We start from the raw sequence: 18,539 nt of genomic DNA, 5'->3' as shown, positions 1-18,539 counted from the left end.
CCCGCAGTGTGTACGCGGGAGCGAACGATTTTCCGGCCACCCCGGCTACGGCAGTTGAGGCGCGGGCCCGGCGAGACAGCGAGGGTGTGGTTTCCCACACCTCGAAACGGCCGCGGGCCTCATGGTGGTCCTATCCTGATCATTCATAGCCTCACTGGCATGACAGATTGGCTGGTTGCACTGATGGAAAGCTTCGGCGCGCCGGGGGCCGGGCTCGCGATCGCGCTGGAGAACCTCTTCCCCCCTCTCCCCAGCGAGGTGATCCTCCCGCTGGCGGGCTTCACCTCCTCCCAGGGCGAGCTGGACCTGCCGAGCGTGCTGCTGTGGACCACGGCGGGCTCGGTGATCGGCGCGCTGGCGCTGTACTGGGTGGGCGCGCTGCTCGGCCGCGAGCGCACGCTGGCCCTGGCCGCCCGGATCCCGCTGCTGAAGGTCTCCGACATCGACAAGACCGAGGCGTGGTTCCTGAAGCACGGCCGCAAGACGGTGTTCTTCGGCAGGATGATCCCGATCTTCCGCAGCCTGATCTCGATCCCGGCCGGGATGGAGCGCATGCCGCTGGGCGGCTTCACGCTGCTCACCACGGCCGGCAGCCTCGTCTGGAACACGATCTTCGTGCTGGCCGGCTACTTCCTGGGCGAGAACTGGTCGCTGGTGGAGACCTACGTCGGTGTGGGCACCAATGCGGTGATCGCTACGGTGCTGCTGGCCGTACTCGTCTTCGTGGGTCTCAGGCTGAGCGAGCGGTACAAGGGACGGCATGCGGCTCGCGGCTAGGGGCCTGCGGCTGCTGGGGGCGGTGGTCCTGGGGACCGTCACTGCCCTGCTCGACCTGGCCTTCGTCCTGGTGGCGCTGCCGTTCGCGGGCCGGTCGGGGGTACAGGCGGCGGCCCGGCGGCTGGCCGTGCTCGAAATTCGCCGGCTGGGTCTCGACCTCGTCCTTCAGGGGCGGCCCGACGGAGGCGAGTTGCGCTATCTGGCGGCCAGGGCCCCGGTGGGGGTGCTCGGCGGCCTGGTGGTCATCCTGCTCGGGTACGGCGCGGGCGTGGCCGTCGTCCTGACGTGGTCATGGGGCAGGGGCCTGCCGGTGGACGGCATGCTGCCCAGCCTGCCGTTGGTGGCCTATTTCTCCCTGGCCGGCACCGTCCTCCTCTTTCTTGATCTGTCGGGTCTGGTGGGGGTGGACGCGGTGGAGCGGTGGCTCGCCGTACGGATGCTCGCCCCCGATCCCACCGAGGCGCTCCGGCGCCGGATCACGGAGCTGACCGAGAGCCGCGCGGGGGTGCTGGCGGCGGTCGACTCCGAGCGCCGCAGGATCGAGCGGGACCTGCACGACGGTCTGCAGCAGCGGCTGGTGGCGCTGTCGATGCTGGCCGGGCGTGCCCGCCGGGGGCGTACGGAGCTGCTGGAGCAGGTGCACGAGCAGGCCCAGCAGGCGCTGGCCGAGCTGCGCGAGGTGGCCTGGCGGGTCTACCCGTCGGCGCTGGACTCCCTCGGGCTGGCCGACGCGCTGGCCGGCGTGGCCGAGCGCGCGGGGATCCCGGTCAAGGTCACCTGCGAGCTGTCGGCACGGCCGGTGGCGGCGGTGGAGACGGCGGCGTACTTCGTGGTCAGCGAGGCGGTGACCAACGCCGACAAACACTCCCAGGCCACTCTGATCACCGTCGAGGTCGGCGAACACGACACAATGGTCATCGTGCGCGTTGAGGACGATGGTGTGGGCGGGGCCGACGCGGCGAGCACCGGGCTCTCCGGGCTGGCGCGCCGGGTGGCCGCGCTGGACGGCCGCTTCACCGTGACGAGCCCGTACGGCGGGCCGACCACGATCGTGGCGGAGCTGCCATGCGGGTGATCCTGGCCGAGGACTCCACCCTGCTGCGCGAGGGCCTGGTGCGGCTGCTGGCCGAGGAGGGCCACGAGGTGCTCGCCGCGGTGGGCGACGGCGTCGCGCTGATCGAGGCGGTCGCCGCCCGGGAACCCGACGTGGTGGTGGTCGATGTACGCATGCCGCCCACGCACACGGACGAGGGACTGCGTGCCGCCCTGGAGATCAGGCGACGCTGGCCGCGGGTCAAGGTCCTGGTGCTCTCGCAGTACGTGGAGAAGAAGTACGCCACCGAGCTGATGAGCGCCGACGTCGAGGGCGTTGGCTACCTGCTCAAGGACCGGGTGGCCCAGGTGGGCGACTTCCTGGACGCGCTGGAGCGGGTGGGAGCCGGGGGCGCCGCCTTCGACCCTGAGGTGGTGCGGCAGCTGCTCGCGCGCACCACCCACGCCGATCCCCTCGCCCGGCTGACCGGGCGGGAGCGGGAAGTGCTGGAGCTGATGGCGCAGGGCATGACCAACGCCTCGATCGCGCAGTCCCTGCACGTGTCACAGAGCGCGGTGGAAAAGCACGTCAACGCTCTGTTCGACAAGCTGAACCTGTCGCACACCACGGGTTACAGCCGCCGGGTCCTGGCGGTGCTGCGTTACCTCGGCTCTTGAGCTCGTCATTCGCTTTCGACAGGACCGGCTAGGAGAACGGCTCGCACGCCGTGAACGACACGCTCCTGGTGGCCTTCGAAGGTGTCAGCAGGTGGTAGACGATCGTGTGCCGGCCCGCCTCGAAGGCGCCGAAGGGGTTGCGCCGGTCCTGGGTCGTGCCTTTCACCCAGCCCGTCTTCCGCCCTTCGTCCTGGCCGTCCACGACCCAGCGGTAGGTGTACTCCACCAGCCTGCCGGACGGGCCCTTGATCACGGCCTCGGGGAAGAGACTGGACGACCAGCAGCCCTTTTCCGTCTGCTGCCCCTGCAGTGTCAACGACACCAGGCGTACGGTCCCCGCAGCCGCCGCGGTCGTGGTCGTGGTCCTGGGTTTCGCCGGGGAGCTCGCGGGTCCGGGCGTCGCCGGCTTGCGGGAGGCGGTGGGGGTCGAGGCGACGGTCCTGGTGGGGCGGGTCTTCTTGGCCGGCGTCCTGGGTGTCTTGCCGGCACCCGGTCTCTTGGTGGGCGTACCGGGCGTCGTGGTGGGGCCCTGTTCCGCGGCCGCCGACGGGGTGGGCGTGTCAGTCGTCGCCGGGGCGGGCATCCACATGATCGCCCCGGCCACGAGGGCCCCGGAAACCGCCAGTGCCCCGGCGCCCACCAGCATCGCCTTCCAGCGGGGGCGACTCGCGGCGGGGACCGTCGGACCGCCTGGACCGCTTGAACCGCCTGGACCGCCTGCCGGGCCGGCGAGCGGGGCGCCGATGAGCCGGAGCAGGACGTCCTGCATGGCAGGCCGGACGGCGGGGTCCTTGGCCAGGCAGGACAGCACGATCGGGCGCAGCGGACCCGGCAGGTCGCCCAGGTACGGCGCGTCGTGGAGGATGCGGCGGATCACCGCGGGCAGCGAGTCGTTGCCGAACGGCGGACTTCCCGTCGCGGCGAACACGATCACCGATGCCCACGCGAAGACGTCCACCGCGGGACCGAGCGGGGCGCCCGCAAGCTGCTCGGGCGCCATGTAGGCGGGGGTGCCGACGATGCTGCTCGTCACGGTCAGCGAATGGCCGGACGCGCGGGCGATGCCGAAGTCGATGACCCGCGGCCCATCCCTCCCGAGCAGCACGTTGGCGGGCTTGAAGTCGCGATGCACCACCCCGGCCCGGTGGATCGCCGCGAGCGCGGTCGCGGTCGCCACCGCGAGCCGCTGCAGGTCGGCGCCGACGTGGCGGCCCGCCTGCTGGAGCGAGGGCCCCTCGACGTACTCCGTCACGATGTACGGCCGGCCGCCCAGCGAGGCGTCGAGCACCTGAGCGATGCAGAACGGCTCCACCCGGCGCGCCGCGTCGATCTCCTTGGCGAAGCGATGGTCACCGGCCAGGCCATCCGCCAAGACCTTCACCGCGACCGGCCGCCCGTCGGGCCCCTGGCCCAGGTAGACGACCCCTTGGCCGCCCGCGCCCAGCCGCCCGAGCAGCCGGTAGGGCCCCACGGCTGGAGGATCTTCAGGTAGGAGCGGATCCGTCATTCCGACCCGCAGACGGTGAACGAGAGCGACTTCGACCCCGCTGTGGGCGAAGTGAGGCGGAGAGTCACCTTATGAGGGCCCTCGGTCTGCACGAGCGGGCCGATGACCTGGTGAGTGAAGGAGTCGCCGGTGTCGGCCTCATAACCCTGCACCACCTTCCCGTCCAGGACCCATTGGTAGCGGAAATCGGTGCCCCGCTTGGTCGACTCGACCAGGGCGGAGATGTTGCCGTGATTCACCACCTCGCACTCCGGCCTGCTTTCGTGCCGGGGACCGATGATCCGCACCCACACGATGCGGACGGAACCGCTGCCTGACGCGGGTTTCGCCGATGAGGTCGCCGGCTTGGGAGCGGACTGCGTCGGCTTCACGGTCGGTTTCGCGGTCGGTTTCGTCGTGGTCGGCTTCGTCGTGGGCTTCGTCGTGGTCGCCGGTTTGGACGGTGACGAGGCCTTGGTCCTTTTCGGGCGCTGGCGTGTCTTCGCCGGGGTCGCAGTCGGCGTACCGGAAGAGGTGAACGCCAGCGGCTGCGTACTCGGCTGCGATTCCCAGACCCCCAGAACGCTCGTGGCCCCCCAGGCGACGGCGCCCGCGACCGCCAGCGCCCCCACACCGGAGAGGCCCACGATGACCGCCGTCCCGTTCCCGCGCCGCCGTCGCCGCCCGGGAACCGTGGACGGACCGCGGCTGCCGGGACCGACCGGACGCACGGGGGCCTGTCCACCGATGAGCTGCAGCAACACGTCCTGCATGGTCGGCCGCCGCGCCGGGTCCTTGGCCAGGCACCCCAGGACGATCGCGCGCAGCGGTTGCGGCAGCTCGCCGAGCTGCGGCTCGTTGTGCAGGATCCGATTGATGATCGCGGGCAGTGAGTCCTCACCGAACGGTGGCACCCCGGTGGCGGCGAACACGATCACCGACGCCCACGCGAACACGTCGACGGCCGGCCCGATCCGCTCGCCGGCGAGCTGCTCCGGCGCCATGTACGCGGGCGTCCCCACGATGCTGCTGGTGGCCGTCATCCCCGATTCGACAGACCGGGCGATGCCGAAGTCGATCACCCGTGGCCCGCCCTGTCCGAGCAGCACGTTGGCGGGCTTGAAGTCGCGATGGACGATGCCCGCCTGATGAATGGCCGCCAGCGCGGTCGCGGTCGCCACCGCGAGCCGCTGCAGGTCGGCGCCGACGTGGCGGCCCGCCTGCTGGAGCGAGGGCCCCTCGACGTACTCGGTCACGATGTACGGCCGGCCGCCCAGCGAGGCGTCGAGCACCTGAGCGATGCAGAACGGCTCCACCCGGCGCGCCGCCTCGATCTCCTTGGCGAAACGCTCGTCGGCGAGTCCGTCGCGCAGCACTTTGACCGCGACCGGCCGGCCGTCTGGCCCCTGGCTCAGGTAGACGACCCCCTGGCCGCCCGCACCCAGCCGCCCGAGCAGCCGGTAGGGGCCCACGGCAGTGGGGTCGCCTTCCCGGAGAGGCTCGACGTGCGACATGGGGCTCCTGTGACGAATGTTAGGGATCTTCGGCACCATAGCGAGAAATGTCAGACTTAGTGAGCGAGTCCGGTAAAACCAGGCCCTCAAAGATCGGGCGTACGGATCAACATATTGATGAGGGCGGGCGTAGCATCGGTGTGTCTGGTTCCACCGTGGCCGTCGGGAGCCGGCGTTGAGTGAGAAGTCGCTGGGGCCGCGCAAGCGGCCGTCGCTGATCGACGTGGCACGCGTCGCGGGCGTCGCCCCGATCACCGTCTCCCGCGTGGCCAACGCCCAGGCCAAGGTACGCGAGTCCACCCGCAAGAAGGTGCTCGACGCCATGGCGCAGGTGGGCTACCAGCCCAACACCGCGGCACGTGCCCTGGCCACCGGCCGGTTCGGCACGATCGGCGTCATCACGTTCACGATGGCGACGTACGGCAACGCCCGCACCGTCGGGGCGACCGTCGCCGCGGCCGAACGCCAGGGCTACGCGGTGACGCTGCTGACCGCCCCGTCGACCAGCCAGGACGAGGTGCACAGCGCCGTGTCCAGGTTGAAGATGCAGGCCGTCGACGGCGTCATCGTGATCGTGGAAGCGCAGCTGCTCGGCGGCGAGCAGCTGTCCCTCCCGCCCGGCATCCCGATCGTGGTGGCCGACTCGGGCGGGGCGTCGGAATTCTGCGTGGTGGACAGCGATCAGGCGGGCGGCGCGCGGCTGGCCACCGAGCACCTGCTGTCGCTGGGGCATCGCGACGTCTGGCACATCGCCGGTCCGATGCGGTCGTACGCGGCCGCCGCGCGGGCGAAGGCGTGGAAGGAGAGCCTGCGTGCGGCGGGTGTCCGCGTCCCGCCCATGCTCGGCGGCGACTGGACCACCCGGTCCGGTTACCGGCACGGGAAGGCCCTCGCAGCGGACCCTTCGGTCACGGCGATCTTCGCCGCCAACGATCAGATGGCGCTCGGGGCGATGCGGGCCCTGCACGAGGCCGGACGGTCCATCCCGGGCGACGTGAGCGTGGTCGGCTTCGACGACATGGAGGACTCGGACTCGTTCTGGCCGCCGCTGACCACCGTCCGCCAGAACTTCGACGAGATCGGGCGGCTCTGCGTGGACAGCCTGCTGGACGAGATCCGCCACCACACCGGTGCGCTGCGCACCCACATCGTGCCGACCTCGCTGGTCGTACGGCAGAGCACCGCGCCTCCACCGCCCGCGTGACGCGGTGGCGAGAACGTCATCCGCTCCCGCCACCGTGTCATGCGCTTATGAGCGCTTCCACTGCTGGCCGGCGGTGCCGTTGCAGGTCCCGACGTCGATCAGCGTGCCGTTGCCCGTTCCGGCGCCGGCGGCCTGCAGGCACAGGCCGGTCGCCGGATTGGTGATGGTGAGGTCGGCGTTGATCGCCCATTTCTGGGCAGGCGTGCCGGCGCAGTCGTTGATCTGGACGGGGCTGCCCGGTGAGACGCCGTCGCCGCCGATCTCCATGCACTTGTTGCCGTAGACCATGAACCTGCCGTCGGCGGCGTGGTTCCAGGATTGGTTGGCGCCGTCGTTGCAGTCCCACAGGTCGAGCTGGGTGCCGTTCGTGGTGCTCCATCCGGGCACGTCGACGCATCGGTCCGAGCCGACTCCCCTGATCACCTCGCCGGGCGGGGCGGGCGGGTCGTCGTTGACCGGCGGCTCGTCCCCGATGCCCCAGCCCCACCTCAGCTGGGCGAGACCGGTGGCGCTGTTGGGCGCCAGGCTGCCGTCGGCGTTCTGGGAGAGCAGCGAGTAGGCGTCCCCGGCGCGGAGTCCGGGCCAGTAGACCAGGCCCATCCGATTGTCCCGGGCCGTGTTGGTCACGGCCGCGAAGTAGGAGGTGTAGATGTTGCCGTTCCACGCGCCGTAGTTGAGCCCGGTGGTCATCGGCGCGCCGGCCTCGTCGATGAGGGTGCGGTGGGCGTACTCGCCGATGCGCGGGGCCAGGTTGGCCTTCCACTCGGCCTCTGTGGTGTGGCTCGCCCAGAAGCCGTAGAAGTGCAGTGACAGCAGGGTGCCCTGGAGCTCGGGTGCGGCGCCGACTCCGGTGACGTTGTCGTTGTAGCCGGTGCCGCTGACGATGAGTCGTCCGCGTGGCACCTGGCGGTGCGCGGCCAGCCATTCGGAGTTGATCGCGACCCACTGGTCCAGGCTGTAGCCGAACGGCTCGTTCATCGGCTCGAAGTAGACGCCGGGATGCCTGCCGTACTTGCGGACCACGGTGTCCCACATGGCGTTCCACGCCGCCATGTCGTCGATCTTGCCGTCCTTGCTGGTATTGGCTTCCCAGTAGCTGAGGATGACCTTCATCCCGCGGCCGAGCGCGGCGTCGATCGCGCCGGTGTAGGAGGACCACCAGGTGGTCCCCACGCTGGAGGGATTGATCGGCATCCGTACGGTGTTGGCGCCCAGGACGGACCGGAATCCCGAGACGATCCGCTTGGCCTTGACGTGGGTGGCGGAGTAGCCGTCGGAGGTGGACAGGCCGCTCGGGACGACGGCGTCGGCCGCGTAGTTGTCCCGGGGATCGGCCCAGTTCACCCCGCGGAATTCGCTCGTGCCGCGGGTGTGCGCGACGGCCGGCTGGGCGAGCACGGCGATGAGAGGGCTCGCCAGCAGGACGGCCGCTGCTATCGCGCGCGGGACCAGCCCGCGTGTCAGCGCAGCCATGCGCATGAGTTCTCCAGGTGAGTGAGGGGGGCGGAGACGGAGGGTGATGGTTGCGCAACCATTTGAAGGGATACTGAAGCGCGGCGGTCACCGTGTCAACACTCGGTCCTACGGCTGCCATCTCCTGAAGGGCAGATGAGAAGGGGCTAATGTCCGTCTCACTGCGCCCTCACCGCCGGTCGACATCCTTCTCATAACGGCCGATAACCAATGGGAAGGCATGAAATGCACAAGATCAAGCTGGTCCTCGCAGGCGCCACCCTCGGCACCGTGTTCGGCGGGCTCGTGGCCGCCGGCCCGGCGCTCGCCGACGAGCGGACCTGCCGGGGCACGATTCGGGCCGTGTCGGTGGAGGGCGTGTACGTGCCGAAGGGCGCGACGTGCACCCTCGTGGGCACCCGGATCGACGGTGACATCAAGGTCGGCGGGAACGCGACGCTGGTGGCGCGCAAGGTGAGGGTCGACGGCAACGTCCAGGCCGAGGGGGCGCGGTCGGTGTCGGTGATCGCGGGCTCGGTGGTGGACGGCAGCGTACAAGTGAAGCAGGGCGGCGCCGCCACGGTCACCTCGTCGCGGGTCAACGGCGACGTCCAGCTTGACGACAACCGCCGATACCAGCGAGTCAACGGCAACCGGGTGGGCGGCAACATCCAGGTGATGGGCAACCGCGGCGGCGCCGAGATCCGCCGCAACACGGTCAAGGGCGACCTGCAGTGCAAGGAGAACCGCCCGAAGCCGACTGGTGGCAAGAACACGGTCGGCGGCAACAAGGAAGACCAGTGCCGCCGCTTCTAGCCGCGTTCTCCCACGAATGGCGCGCGCCAGGGTCCCGGTCAGGCTCCCCGCCCGTCTACTCGTGGTTCGCGACGTGTTTGTCGAAGAATTCGAAGGTGCGCTGCCAGGCGTCGTCCGCGGCCGGGCGGTTGAGGCCGTGGCGCAGCGGGAACACCGCGAGTTTCGCGATCGGGTGGTGGCCGCCGGTCAGGAAGGAATGCCCGGCGGCCGGATAGATCTCGACGTCGTGCTCGATGCCGAGCGCCCGCATGTGCTCCCGCAGTCGCGCGCCGTGCGACCGGAACCCCAGGTCGCGGCCGCCGTATGAGCCCACGACCGGACACACCGACCGCAGTTCCTCCCGGTCCTGGGGAACCGCGCCGTAATTCACCGATGCGGCTCGTACGCCGGGCGGCGCGCTCGCCGCGTACCCGAGGGCGAACCCACCGCCCATGCAGAACCCGATCACCCCGAGCCGTCCGCCGTCGACGTCTTCACGGCCCGCCAGCCATTGCCGGGTGGCGTCGATGTCGGCGGCCGGCCGCCCCGGCTTACCGGTCATGAGCTGGTGCATCGCCCGCGACAGGCATCCGATCCTGGTGCCGTGGCTGTACAGATCAGGCAAGATCGCCGCGTATCCATGGTCGGCGAACAGGTCCACCACATCCAGCATCTCGGGTTCGACGCCGTAGATCTCGTGCACGACCACCATCCCCGGCCATCCGGCCGCGGGCGCGGTCCCGTCCGGCAGCGCCACCGTCGCGCCCAGTGAACTGCCATCTGGCAGCGGAATGCGCACCTCTTGCCTCATCAAGCACTCCTCAGCCGGCCGATAACGCGAAACACAACGTAGCGGAGCCAATGCGGCGACATCAGCGGTGCGGTGGCCGGAGCTCTGGGATCCGTGATGTCCGGGGGTTCTACACAGCCTCCATAAATTCCCTATACGCAACGAAACGCCTCACTTCTGTGCGGGATCAGCGAGGTTTCGCGCCCGGACACGCGAAGCGGGCCACGGAATCCGGCGTTCAGCGGGAAGGCATGCGGCAGCCCGCGAACATGGGCGTGGTACACCAGTCATGATGCCAGCGATCTTCGTCAGCGACGCGGTACCGTCTGCCCGGCGGCCTGCGGCTTGGAGGTTACGCGGTGAACGACACCCCCCGGCCGGACTTCGCGATTCTCGGACCCGTCCTTGTCCGCGGATCGAGTGGACCGGTAGCGCTCAGCGGCAAACCGCGTGCCGTGCTCAGCACGCTCCTGCTCCACTTCAACACCCCGGTGACCAAGGACCGGCTGATAGCCGCTCTGTGGGACGAGCCCCCCTCATCGGCGGTGGCCAATCTCCAGACCTACATCTCGCGCTTACGGCGGGCCTTGACGGGCATCGCCTCATTACGCACGCAGGGATCGAGCTACCTGCTTCCCCTTGAGCGCGACCGGCTCGACCTGCTCGTCTTCGACGACACCGTCCAGCGGGCCCGCCGTGAGGCCAGACGCGGCAACCTCATCGCCGCCGACCACGAGTTCGGTCGCGCCCTCGCGCTCTGGCGCGGCAGGCCGGCCGAGGACGCGCCGCTCAGCAGCACCATGACCGCGCGCATCACGGAGCTGGAGGAACAGCTGGCGCAGGCGCGGGCCGACTGGATCGACGTACGCCTCGACCTGGGGCGGCACGACCGGTTGATCGGCGAGCTGCGGACGATCGTGGAGGCCCACCCCCTGTGGGAGCGCGCCCGTACGCAACTCATGCACGCTCTCTACCGGGCAGGAAGGCGTGCCGAGGCCCTGGACGTCTATCGCGAGGCGCGCATGGTCCTCGTGACGGAGCTCGGCGTCGAACCCGGTCCCGAGCTGACCCGGCAGCACGCGGCGATCCTGAAGGACGACCCGTCGCTGGACCGGCCCGCCGTACGGGGAGGAGCCGGCGACTGGACGGCGATCTGCCAGCTTCCATCGGACATCGGTGACTTCGTCGGCCGGGAGCAGGAGCTGGAGTCGCTGAGCTCGGTGATGCTCGGCAGCCGCGCCGACGCGCCGGTCATCGCGGCCGTCCACGGCACGCCAGGCGTCGGGAAGAGCACCCTCGCCGTCCACCTCGCCCACCGGCTGCGGCCGCACTTCCCCGATGGGCAGCTGTTCCTCCGGCTCGCGGGGGGCTCGCCCACTCCCCGGGATCCGAGCGACCTGCTGGCGGAGCTGCTGCGAGCGCTCCACGTGGACGGCGCGTCGATCCCCGAGTCGCGTGACGAGCGTGCCGCGCTCTACCGATCAAGACTGGCCGATCGCGCGGTCCTGCTGCTCCTCGACGACGCGGCCGACGAGGCCCAGGTACGGCCGCTGCTCCCGGGCACGCCGCGCAGCGCGGTCCTGACCACCTCCCGGAGCCGTCTCATGCTGGAGGGAGCCGCCGTGCTCTCTCTCGATCCGCCGTCGAGCACGGAGGCACGAGATCTCCTCGCGCAGATGGCCGGAGCGGCTCGCATCGAGAGCGACCCTGATGCCGCTCATGCCATTCTGCGTGCGTGCGGGCGGCTGCCTTTGGCCATCAGGATCGCCGGCGCACGGCTCGCGGCCCGGCCGGCGTGGCCGCTGCGCGATCTCGCCGCCCGGCTCGAGGACACCAGGAGACGGCTGGACGAGCTGGCCCTCGGCCAGCTGAGCGTGCGGGCGAACTTCGCGGTGAGCTACGCGGCATTGCCGCCCGCCGCGCGGCGCGCCTTCCGGCTGCTGGGCCTGGCCGGTTTCGAGAGCGCGGCCGAGTGGTCGGTGGCGGCTCTGCTGGGCGAGCCCGGAGGCAACGCGGACACGGCGATCGAGGCCCTCGTCCTGGGCGGGCTGCTCACCCCGGGAGGGACCGACACGGCCGGTCAGCCGAGGTACGGCATGCACGACCTGCTGCGGGTGTACGCCAGGGACCTGGCCGATGTGGAGGAGAACGAGCGACAACGGCACCAAGCCGTGTGCGGTCTGGTCACCGAATGCCTCGACAGGGTCCGGGCCGCGGTGCGCGACCTCCCCCGGCCGGCCGCGCCTCCGCCGCCGTGCTCGCCTCCTCAGCGCGCCGTCGGCTACGAATGGCTCGCCGCCGAGCGCCATAACCTGGTCGCGACCGTGGCCCTCGCCGTGGAGCTGAACACGGCGGGCGCGTCGGAGCTCGCCTACCACCTCACGTCGTACCTCGCGGCCCACCACTTCTACGACGATGTCGTACGCGTCCAGCGGGCCGTCATGACGGCCGGGGACGCGCACGACGTCATGAGGGCCCGGCTGATCCTCGCGGACATGGACATCGAGCGCGGCCGGTACCACGACGCGCTCTCCGAGTTCGAGGCGCTGCTTCACCATTTCACGGAGACCGGCGACCGGCACGCGGCGACCTATGCGATGACCGGCCGCGGTGTCTGCAGGCACGTCCTCAGTGACCACCAGGCGGCGCTGGCCGATCTCACCGGAGCGGTGTCGGTGTTCCGTGAGCTGGGCGACGACGGAGGGGCTCTGCACGCGCTGCTCGATCTGTCCGCCGTCTACCTGGAGGTCGGTCGTTACGACGACGCGATCGACGTCTGCCATTCCGGACTGGAGCTGACGGCCGGCGGGTGGAACCCCCTCGACCGTTCCCGGCTGCTGCGCGGCCTGGGAATCGCCCACTACGAGAAGGGGCAGGTGGACGCGGCGATCAGGTACTACGAGGAGAGCCTGCGGCTCACCGGCGACCTCGACTATGACGACGGCGGGGAGCCGAAGACGCTACGCCGTCTCGGGGAGGCCTACGGAGCGGTGGGCAGGTTCGATGAGGCCACCCACGTGCTCGGCCAGAGCCTGAAGGAGTTCGTGCGATCGGGAAACGCGCTCGGCGAGGCCCTGACGACGTACGCCTTCGGTGAGATCTGCCACCGGCAGGGCCGGGTGCGGGAGGCGCTCCGGCATTTCACCCGCAGCGGCGATCTGATCGGGAAGCTCGGAGCGTCGTTGTGGCGCGCCCGCGCCCTCCGCGAGATCGGCCGGGCGCACGCCGACCTCGGTGACCGGGCCGCCGCCATGGCCGCGTGGACCGAGGCGCTCGACCTGTTCACCGGCCTGGGTTCCGCGGAAGCCGTGCAGGTCAGCGAGCTCATGAAGCACACACAATAGGCCGCTTTCTTCTCAGGGAGGCTCAAGAACGACCTCACGCCGGTTCAATGGCCGCCGTCGATCGCTGTCCTGCTGAAAGTTTCACGGCCGCGCCGCCGCACACCATGAGGGCGAGGCTTCACTCCACGCCCTTTTCCGCCGCCTGCGACCTCGGGTGACGTGCCGTCACCCGGCGGGGCGGCCGCGCCACGCTCACGTGGGCCCGTCACCCGTGGCCTTTCCACGCCCGGCGGCGCGTGCTTAACTCTGCTCACCACTTCGGGAAAGCGTTTACCAAAGGCGGGTAAGCGCTTTCGACCTCGTGATCCCGCCTCCACTCGCCGTGCGGCGAGCCAACCCCGACGGAGGACGAACGATGCGCCTGAAAGCTGTCATCGCGTGCGCCGGCCTGGTAGCCGGCTTACTGGTCGCACTGTCACCATCGGCCGCACAAGCCGCGCCCACGCGGTACGAGGCCGAGACCTCGCCGGCGGTCTGCACCGGCACCATCGACTCCAACTGGGCCGGCTACTCCGGCGGCGGCTTCTGCAACGGCACCAACGCCACCGGCGCCTACGCCCAGTTCACCGTGAACGCCTCCGCCTCCGGCACCGCGACGCTGGGGATCCGGTTCGCCAACGGGACCACCACGGCCCGGCCGGCCGGGCTGATCGTCAACGGGTCCACCGTGCAGAGCCCGTCGTTCGAAGGCACCGGCGCCTGGTCGACGTGGGTCACCAAGACGCTGACCATCTCGGTGAACGCCGGCGGCAACACCATCCGGCTGAACCCGACCTCCGCCGGAGGCCTGCCCAACCTCGACTACCTCGACTTCGAGGTCGGCGGCCAGCAGCCCAACCCGACCTGGCCGACGCCGACCGGCCAGGTCAACGTGGACGGCACCGTCGAGGTGCCGGCCGGCGGCCTGGACGGCGGCATGCGCCGGTACTGCTGCATCGGCGACGGCAGCCAGGAGGAGAGCCAGGACCCGATGTTCCGGCTCGCCGCCGGCGCGACGCTGTCGAACGTCATCATCGGCGCGCCCGCCGGTGACGGCGTGCACTGCACCGGCCCGTGCACGCTGCGCAACGTGTGGTGGGAGGACGTCGGCGAGGACGCGGCCACGTTCCGCGGCAGCGGCTCGCCCGCCTTCCTGGTGGACGGCGGTGGTGCGCGGGCGGCCGGCGACAAGGTCTTCCAGCACAACGGGCCCGGGACGCTGACCGTCCAGAACTTCCAAGCCAGCAACTTCGGCACGTTCTACCGCTCGTGCGGCAACTGTTCGACGCAGCACCAGCGGAACGTGATGATCCGGAACGTCACGCTGACCCGTCCGGGCAACACCGTGGCCGGCATCAACGTCAACTACGGCGACACCGCCCGGTTCACCGGGATCACGATCGTCAACGACCCGAGCCGGGCGATGGTGATCTGCCGCAAGTACAACGGCAACAACACCGGCGACGAGCCCACCCAGGTGGGCACCGGAGCGGACGGGACCAACTGCTTCTACTCCTCGTCCGACATCACCTACCGATAACCCCCATAGGGGTTCGCGAAGCGCCGTCACGGGAAGGCCGGCCATGCCTTCCCGTGACGTGCACGGCACCGGCGATCATCGCGCCCCCGCGGGCGTGAGCATGAGCGGCGCGGCAGCGGTACGGAGTTCGTCACTGAACGGCGCCGGCCGCAACGTGGCCGGGTCGAGATTGACGTTGACGCGATAGCCCTCCGCATGCACCACCGACCGGTCCTCCGACAACACGCGGAAGCCGTACACGCCGCTGGTGCGGCCCAACCGGTCGATCCAGAAATGCACCAGCGGCTCGCCCGCCCCGGCGATGGGCACGTTGTAGGTCACCTTGAACTCACGCACGGCCAGGAACACGTCCTTGAACACCGACCGCACGGGGTCGGACGCCCAGCCGAGCCGGCCCCAGTACGCGCCGATCGCCCGCTCGATGAGCAACGCGTACCGGGAGTTGTGCAACAACCCCATCGCGTCGAGGTCATCGAAGTACACCTGGACCGGCTCGAAAACGCCGCCTTCAGTCATGTCAATCCTCCGGGAGTAGCGCTGGGTCAGGACAGAGCGCGCGCAGCCGCTGCAGCACGGCCCGCCGCGCACGGACGAGGGCTTCGGCCCCGTCGAGCAGCCGGGAATGGAGGATGACCATCTCCCCCAGCGCGTCGATCTCATAGGCGAGCTGCGCCGCGTCCACGTCCTCGGCCAGCTCGCCCATGGTCACGGCCGCGGCCACCAGGCGGCGGATGAACCCCTGCCACTCGCGCATCGCCCGCGCGATCCGGTCCCGCACCACACCGGGACGGTCGTCGAACTCGGCCTGCACGGCGAAGAAGAAGCATCCGCCGGGCAGCACGCCGTCGCCGTAGAACGTCAGCCGCGCCTCGTGCAGCGCGAGCAGCCGCCGTACGCCTGCGGGGGCGCGCAGGGCGGGTTCCACCACCTGCTCGGTCCACTGGCGGGCGGCCCATTCCACGGCATCCAGCTGCAGTTGCTCTTTGTCACGCCAGTGGGCGAAGAATCCGGACTTGCTGACGCCGGTCGCCGCCGCCAGCCGCCCCAAGGAGAGCCCGTCCAGCCCTTCGACGGAGGCCAGCCCCACCGCCTGCTGGAGGATCGCCTCGCGGCTCCGCATCCCGCGCAGCCGCCTGCCGTCGTTCGTCATGTGGACCACACTATATGAACGACCGATCGGTCGTATAGTTCTGGCCGTGATCGCGGCAGGCCGGGCCAGTCGCCCGGTCGCCGTTACTGCTGCGTGCCCCCTGCGCCGAGGCGGACGAAGGTGGCGCCCTGGGCGGCCGCTCGGGCGCCCAGGACGTGCCCGTCGCACATCCTCGTCTCCGTCCCGGCCCGGTCGATCACCTTCCACGTCACCGGCTCCCGGCACGGCTGGCCGGGCCGGTCGTAGGTCCAGCTGCGGCGGCACACCCGGCACGTGGAGACGCCGGCTTGGGAGGAGAGCGTGTTGCCGTGCTCAGGGCAGACGGCCCACGGCAGGCCGCACGGCTGGGCCTCGAGTCTGGCCAGGTCAGCGGCCGCGCGCTGCAACTCCTCGGCGCCTCGGGCCAGCCAGTCCGCGGCATGACGCGCCGTCGCGAGGTGGTCGTGTTCCGGCGATCCGTGCGGGGCGCTGTCGCAGAGTTTCCTGAGCTCGGCGGTGAGCGCCTCGGCGCGGCTCGCGAGGACGCGCAGGTGCGCGGGAGTGACGGTCATGCGGGCTTCCATCTCGCCGGGGCCGCCCGTGGGTGCGGCCGGGGATCGGTTGCTGATCTGGACCCTACGTCGTGCGCGGCGGCACGGGTGAATGCCGCACAAGTCCGCTCCAAGTCGCTGACAGCTCCGCCCCAAGTCGCGCTCCCTAGCGTGACACGCGACGGGAAAGGCCGCGTGGTAGCCGGCCTCCGGAGGGGAGGGGCGTCGTGAAACACGTCTACAAGGTCTTGGCCTATCTGGTGGCGATCGAGGTGGCCGTACAGGCGGCGATGGTGGTCTGGTTCGAGGCGGGGCTCGGCAAGTTCATCGAAGGGGGCGGCGTGGTCGACAAGACGCTCGCCGAAAGCGGTGAGGCGCCGTTCCCCGAGTTCCTCGGCGTGATCGTGCACGGCATCAACGGGATGATCGCCATCCCGGTCCTCGCGCTGCTCCTGCTGATCTCCTCGTTCTGGGCGAAGGTCCCCGGAGCGGTGAAGGCGGCCGGGCTGGTGCTCCTGCTCGTCGTTCTGCAGGTCACCTTCGGCATCGTCGGCCACAGCATTTCGCTGGTGGGCGCCGTGCACGGTCTCAACGCGCTGCTGCTGTTCACCGCGGCGCTGTACGCCGCCCGGCGCGGCGCGGCCGGGAAGGCGCCGGCCATGCCGGAAGCGCCGCTCGCGGCCCGCAGCTGAGGGCACGTCCCATGCGTCGCAATCGCCAGGGTGGTGGCCGCGTCCGACTCGCCGTCGCGTGCGCCGCCACCACGGCCGTACTGGGACCCCTGGTCTGGCTCTGGCAGGACAGCCTGCTGCCGGAGGCGTACTCGGTCATGGACATGGGGTACGCGGACGTCGGGGGCGGGCCGCCGGTCGCCGCCGCGGAGCACGCGGCGCATTCGGGAGGAGGCGCGTCGGGCCACGGGCGGCAGGAGGCCGCCGGGCGTGACGTCACCGAGCTGATCGCCGACGCGGACCTGCCGGCCGACGTCGCGGTGACCATGGTCGCCCGCAAGCAGCGCTTCACGCTGCCCTCCGGCCGCGCTTTCGAGGGCTACACGCTCAACGGCCGGTCGCCCGGCCCGGTCATCAAGGCGACCAAGGGGCAGCTGGTCCAGGTGAGGCTGATCAACGAGTCGGTGCCGGGCGGCATCACCCTGCACTGGCACGGTGTCGACGTGCCCAACGCCGTGGACGGAGTCGCCGGCGTCACCCAGGACGCGGTCGGCGTCGGCAAGGAGTTCACCTACCGGTTCGTCGCCGACCAAGCCGGCACCTTCTGGTATCACTCGCACCAGATGTCGCATGCGCAGGTACGCGGGGGACTGCTCGGAGCACTGGTGGTCGCGCCCGCGCCGGGCAAGAGCGCCGCCGAGGAGGACGTGACCGACGTCGTGGCGTTGGTGCACCTGTACAACGGCGTCCGGACTGTCAACGGACGCGAGGGCGACGTCCCCGTCGAGGCGCCGCCCGGCGCGCGCGTGCGGGTTCGGGTGATCAACACCGAGTACGGCGTCATGCCGGCCTGGGTGAGCGGTGCGCCGTACCGGCTCGCCGCCGTCGACGGCACGGAGGTCAACGGCCCCGCGCCGGTCCAGGACAAAGCCGTGGGCGTGGCTGCCGGAGGACGCACCGACATCGAGGTGACCATGCCCGAGGACGGCTCACCGGTCCGGGTCCACCTCGGCGGACCGGCCGGCGTCGTGCTCGGCTCGAAATCGTACGACGCGCCCGCGGTCTCCCGGCCGGCGGCGACGCTCGACCTGCTCACGTACGGCACCCGGGCGCCGCTCGCCTTCGACCCCGGCAAGCCGGACCGGCGGTTCGCGTACGACATCGGGCGCCGCCCCGGCTTCCTCGACGGGGTGCCCGGATTGTGGTGGACCGTCAACGGCCACCTCTATCCCGACGTGCCGATGTTCCACGTGTCCGAGGGGGACGTGGTGCGCATGCGCATCGTCAACAACAGCGGCGAGGCCCATCCCATGCACCTGCACGGCCACCACGCGGTGGTGCTCAGCCGCGACGGCGTGCCCGCCACCGGCAGTCCCTGGTGGGTGGACTCCCTCGAGGTCGGCGTGGAGGAGTCGTACGAGATCGCCTTCGTCGCCGGCAACCCCGGGATCTGGATGGACCACTGCCACAACCTGCCCCACGCCTCCGAAGGGCTCACCGCCCATCTGATGTACGAGGGCGTGACCACCCCGTTCACGGTGGGAGGCCCGGACGAGAACGAGCCGGAGTGAGTTCGCGGCCTTGCTTGACTTCATGT

General features: G+C 70.5%; 16 protein-coding genes. 9 read left to right on the top strand and 7 right to left on the bottom strand.

The window, feature by feature from the left end; all coding sequences use genetic code 11:
- Positions 1-159: 159 nt before the first annotated feature.
- The 3 genes from ACIBX3_RS29170 to ACIBX3_RS29160 are packed head-to-tail and all read left to right on the top strand — an operon-like array spanning position 160 to position 2,487.
- Positions 160-777, top strand: a complete 618-nt coding sequence (locus tag ACIBX3_RS29170; RefSeq protein ID WP_397122409.1) for a DedA family protein — start codon at positions 160-162, stop codon at positions 775-777.
- A complete protein-coding gene (locus ACIBX3_RS29165) occupies positions 761-1,852 on the top strand; it encodes a sensor histidine kinase (protein ID WP_397122407.1) in 1,092 nt (363 codons plus the stop codon). Before ACIBX3_RS29170 ends, ACIBX3_RS29165 begins: the two co-directional genes overlap by 17 nt.
- The gene (locus ACIBX3_RS29160; protein ID WP_397122405.1) at positions 1,843-2,487 is read left to right on the top strand and encodes a response regulator; all 645 of its coding nucleotides are present in this window, start codon (positions 1,843-1,845) and stop codon (positions 2,485-2,487) included. The genes ACIBX3_RS29165 and ACIBX3_RS29160 overlap by 10 nt, the downstream gene beginning before the upstream one ends.
- A gap of 28 nt (positions 2,488-2,515) precedes the next feature.
- Here ACIBX3_RS29160 and ACIBX3_RS29155 read toward each other — a convergent pair whose 3' ends face one another.
- Together ACIBX3_RS29155 and ACIBX3_RS29150 are read right to left on the bottom strand one after the other, a co-directional pair.
- Entirely contained in the window at positions 2,516-3,958 is a 1,443-nt protein-coding gene (locus ACIBX3_RS29155; RefSeq protein WP_397122403.1) for a serine/threonine-protein kinase, read from the bottom strand.
- A gap of 32 nt (positions 3,959-3,990) precedes the next feature.
- Positions 3,991-5,487 carry a serine/threonine-protein kinase gene (locus tag ACIBX3_RS29150; RefSeq protein WP_397122401.1) on the bottom strand — a complete coding sequence of 499 codons (1,497 nt, stop codon included), beginning with the start codon at positions 5,485-5,487 and terminating at the stop codon, positions 3,991-3,993.
- A gap of 175 nt (positions 5,488-5,662) precedes the next feature.
- Between ACIBX3_RS29150 and ACIBX3_RS29145 the strand changes: the two genes are divergently transcribed.
- The gene (locus tag ACIBX3_RS29145) at positions 5,663-6,691 is read left to right on the top strand and encodes a LacI family DNA-binding transcriptional regulator (protein WP_397122399.1); all 1,029 of its coding nucleotides are present in this window, start codon (positions 5,663-5,665) and stop codon (positions 6,689-6,691) included.
- Between the two features lie 45 nt (positions 6,692-6,736).
- On the opposite strand, the gene ACIBX3_RS29140 is transcribed toward ACIBX3_RS29145, so the two are convergent.
- The gene (locus tag ACIBX3_RS29140) at positions 6,737-8,164 is read right to left on the bottom strand and encodes a ricin-type beta-trefoil lectin domain protein (protein ID WP_397122397.1); all 1,428 of its coding nucleotides are present in this window, start codon (positions 8,162-8,164) and stop codon (positions 6,737-6,739) included.
- 225 nt (positions 8,165-8,389) lie between these two features.
- On the opposite strand from ACIBX3_RS29140, the gene ACIBX3_RS29135 reads away from it, so the two are divergent.
- Positions 8,390-8,959 carry a hypothetical protein gene (locus ACIBX3_RS29135; protein ID WP_397122395.1) on the top strand — a complete coding sequence of 190 codons (570 nt, stop codon included), beginning with the start codon at positions 8,390-8,392 and terminating at the stop codon, positions 8,957-8,959.
- 55 nt (positions 8,960-9,014) lie between these two features.
- On the opposite strand, the gene ACIBX3_RS29130 is transcribed toward ACIBX3_RS29135, so the two are convergent.
- Positions 9,015-9,749, bottom strand: a complete 735-nt coding sequence (locus ACIBX3_RS29130) for a dienelactone hydrolase family protein (protein WP_397122393.1) — start codon at positions 9,747-9,749, stop codon at positions 9,015-9,017.
- 338 nt (positions 9,750-10,087) lie between these two features.
- Here ACIBX3_RS29130 and ACIBX3_RS29125 point away from each other — a divergent pair, with 338 nt between their 5' ends.
- Positions 10,088-13,072, top strand: a complete 2,985-nt coding sequence (locus ACIBX3_RS29125; protein ID WP_397122391.1) for a BTAD domain-containing putative transcriptional regulator — start codon at positions 10,088-10,090, stop codon at positions 13,070-13,072.
- 355 nt (positions 13,073-13,427) lie between these two features.
- On the top strand, positions 13,428-14,591 hold the full coding sequence (locus ACIBX3_RS29120) for a pectate lyase (RefSeq protein WP_397122389.1): 1,164 nt from the start codon (positions 13,428-13,430) through the stop codon (positions 14,589-14,591).
- Between the two features lie 75 nt (positions 14,592-14,666).
- On the opposite strand, the gene ACIBX3_RS29115 is transcribed toward ACIBX3_RS29120, so the two are convergent.
- From ACIBX3_RS29115 to ACIBX3_RS29105, 3 genes are all read right to left on the bottom strand, one after another.
- Positions 14,667-15,107 (bottom strand): acyl-CoA thioesterase, encoded by a 441-nt coding sequence (locus ACIBX3_RS29115; protein ID WP_397122387.1) that lies wholly within the window; start codon positions 15,105-15,107, stop codon positions 14,667-14,669.
- 1 nt (position 15,108) lies between these two features.
- The gene (locus ACIBX3_RS29110; RefSeq protein WP_397122385.1) at positions 15,109-15,741 is read right to left on the bottom strand and encodes a TetR/AcrR family transcriptional regulator; all 633 of its coding nucleotides are present in this window, start codon (positions 15,739-15,741) and stop codon (positions 15,109-15,111) included.
- Positions 15,742-15,824: 83 nt separating this feature from the next.
- Positions 15,825-16,292: a hypothetical protein gene (locus ACIBX3_RS29105; protein WP_397122383.1), complete on the bottom strand. Its 468-nt coding sequence runs from the start codon at positions 16,290-16,292 to the stop codon at positions 15,825-15,827.
- 206 nt (positions 16,293-16,498) lie between these two features.
- Between ACIBX3_RS29105 and ACIBX3_RS29100 the strand changes: the two genes are divergently transcribed.
- Together ACIBX3_RS29100 and ACIBX3_RS29095 are read left to right on the top strand one after the other, a co-directional pair.
- The gene (locus ACIBX3_RS29100) at positions 16,499-16,963 is read left to right on the top strand and encodes a hypothetical protein (protein ID WP_397122381.1); all 465 of its coding nucleotides are present in this window, start codon (positions 16,499-16,501) and stop codon (positions 16,961-16,963) included.
- Between the two features lie 11 nt (positions 16,964-16,974).
- Entirely contained in the window at positions 16,975-18,513 is a 1,539-nt protein-coding gene (locus ACIBX3_RS29095; RefSeq protein WP_397122379.1) for a multicopper oxidase family protein, read from the top strand.
- Positions 18,514-18,539 lie beyond the last annotated feature (26 nt).

Source organism: Nonomuraea sp. NPDC049480, from assembly GCF_044465905.1.
Taxonomy (GTDB): Bacteria; Actinomycetota; Actinomycetes; order Streptosporangiales; family Streptosporangiaceae; genus Nonomuraea.
Note: the sequence above shows the minus strand (reverse complement) of the source record. Positions and strands in the feature narration are given on the sequence as shown.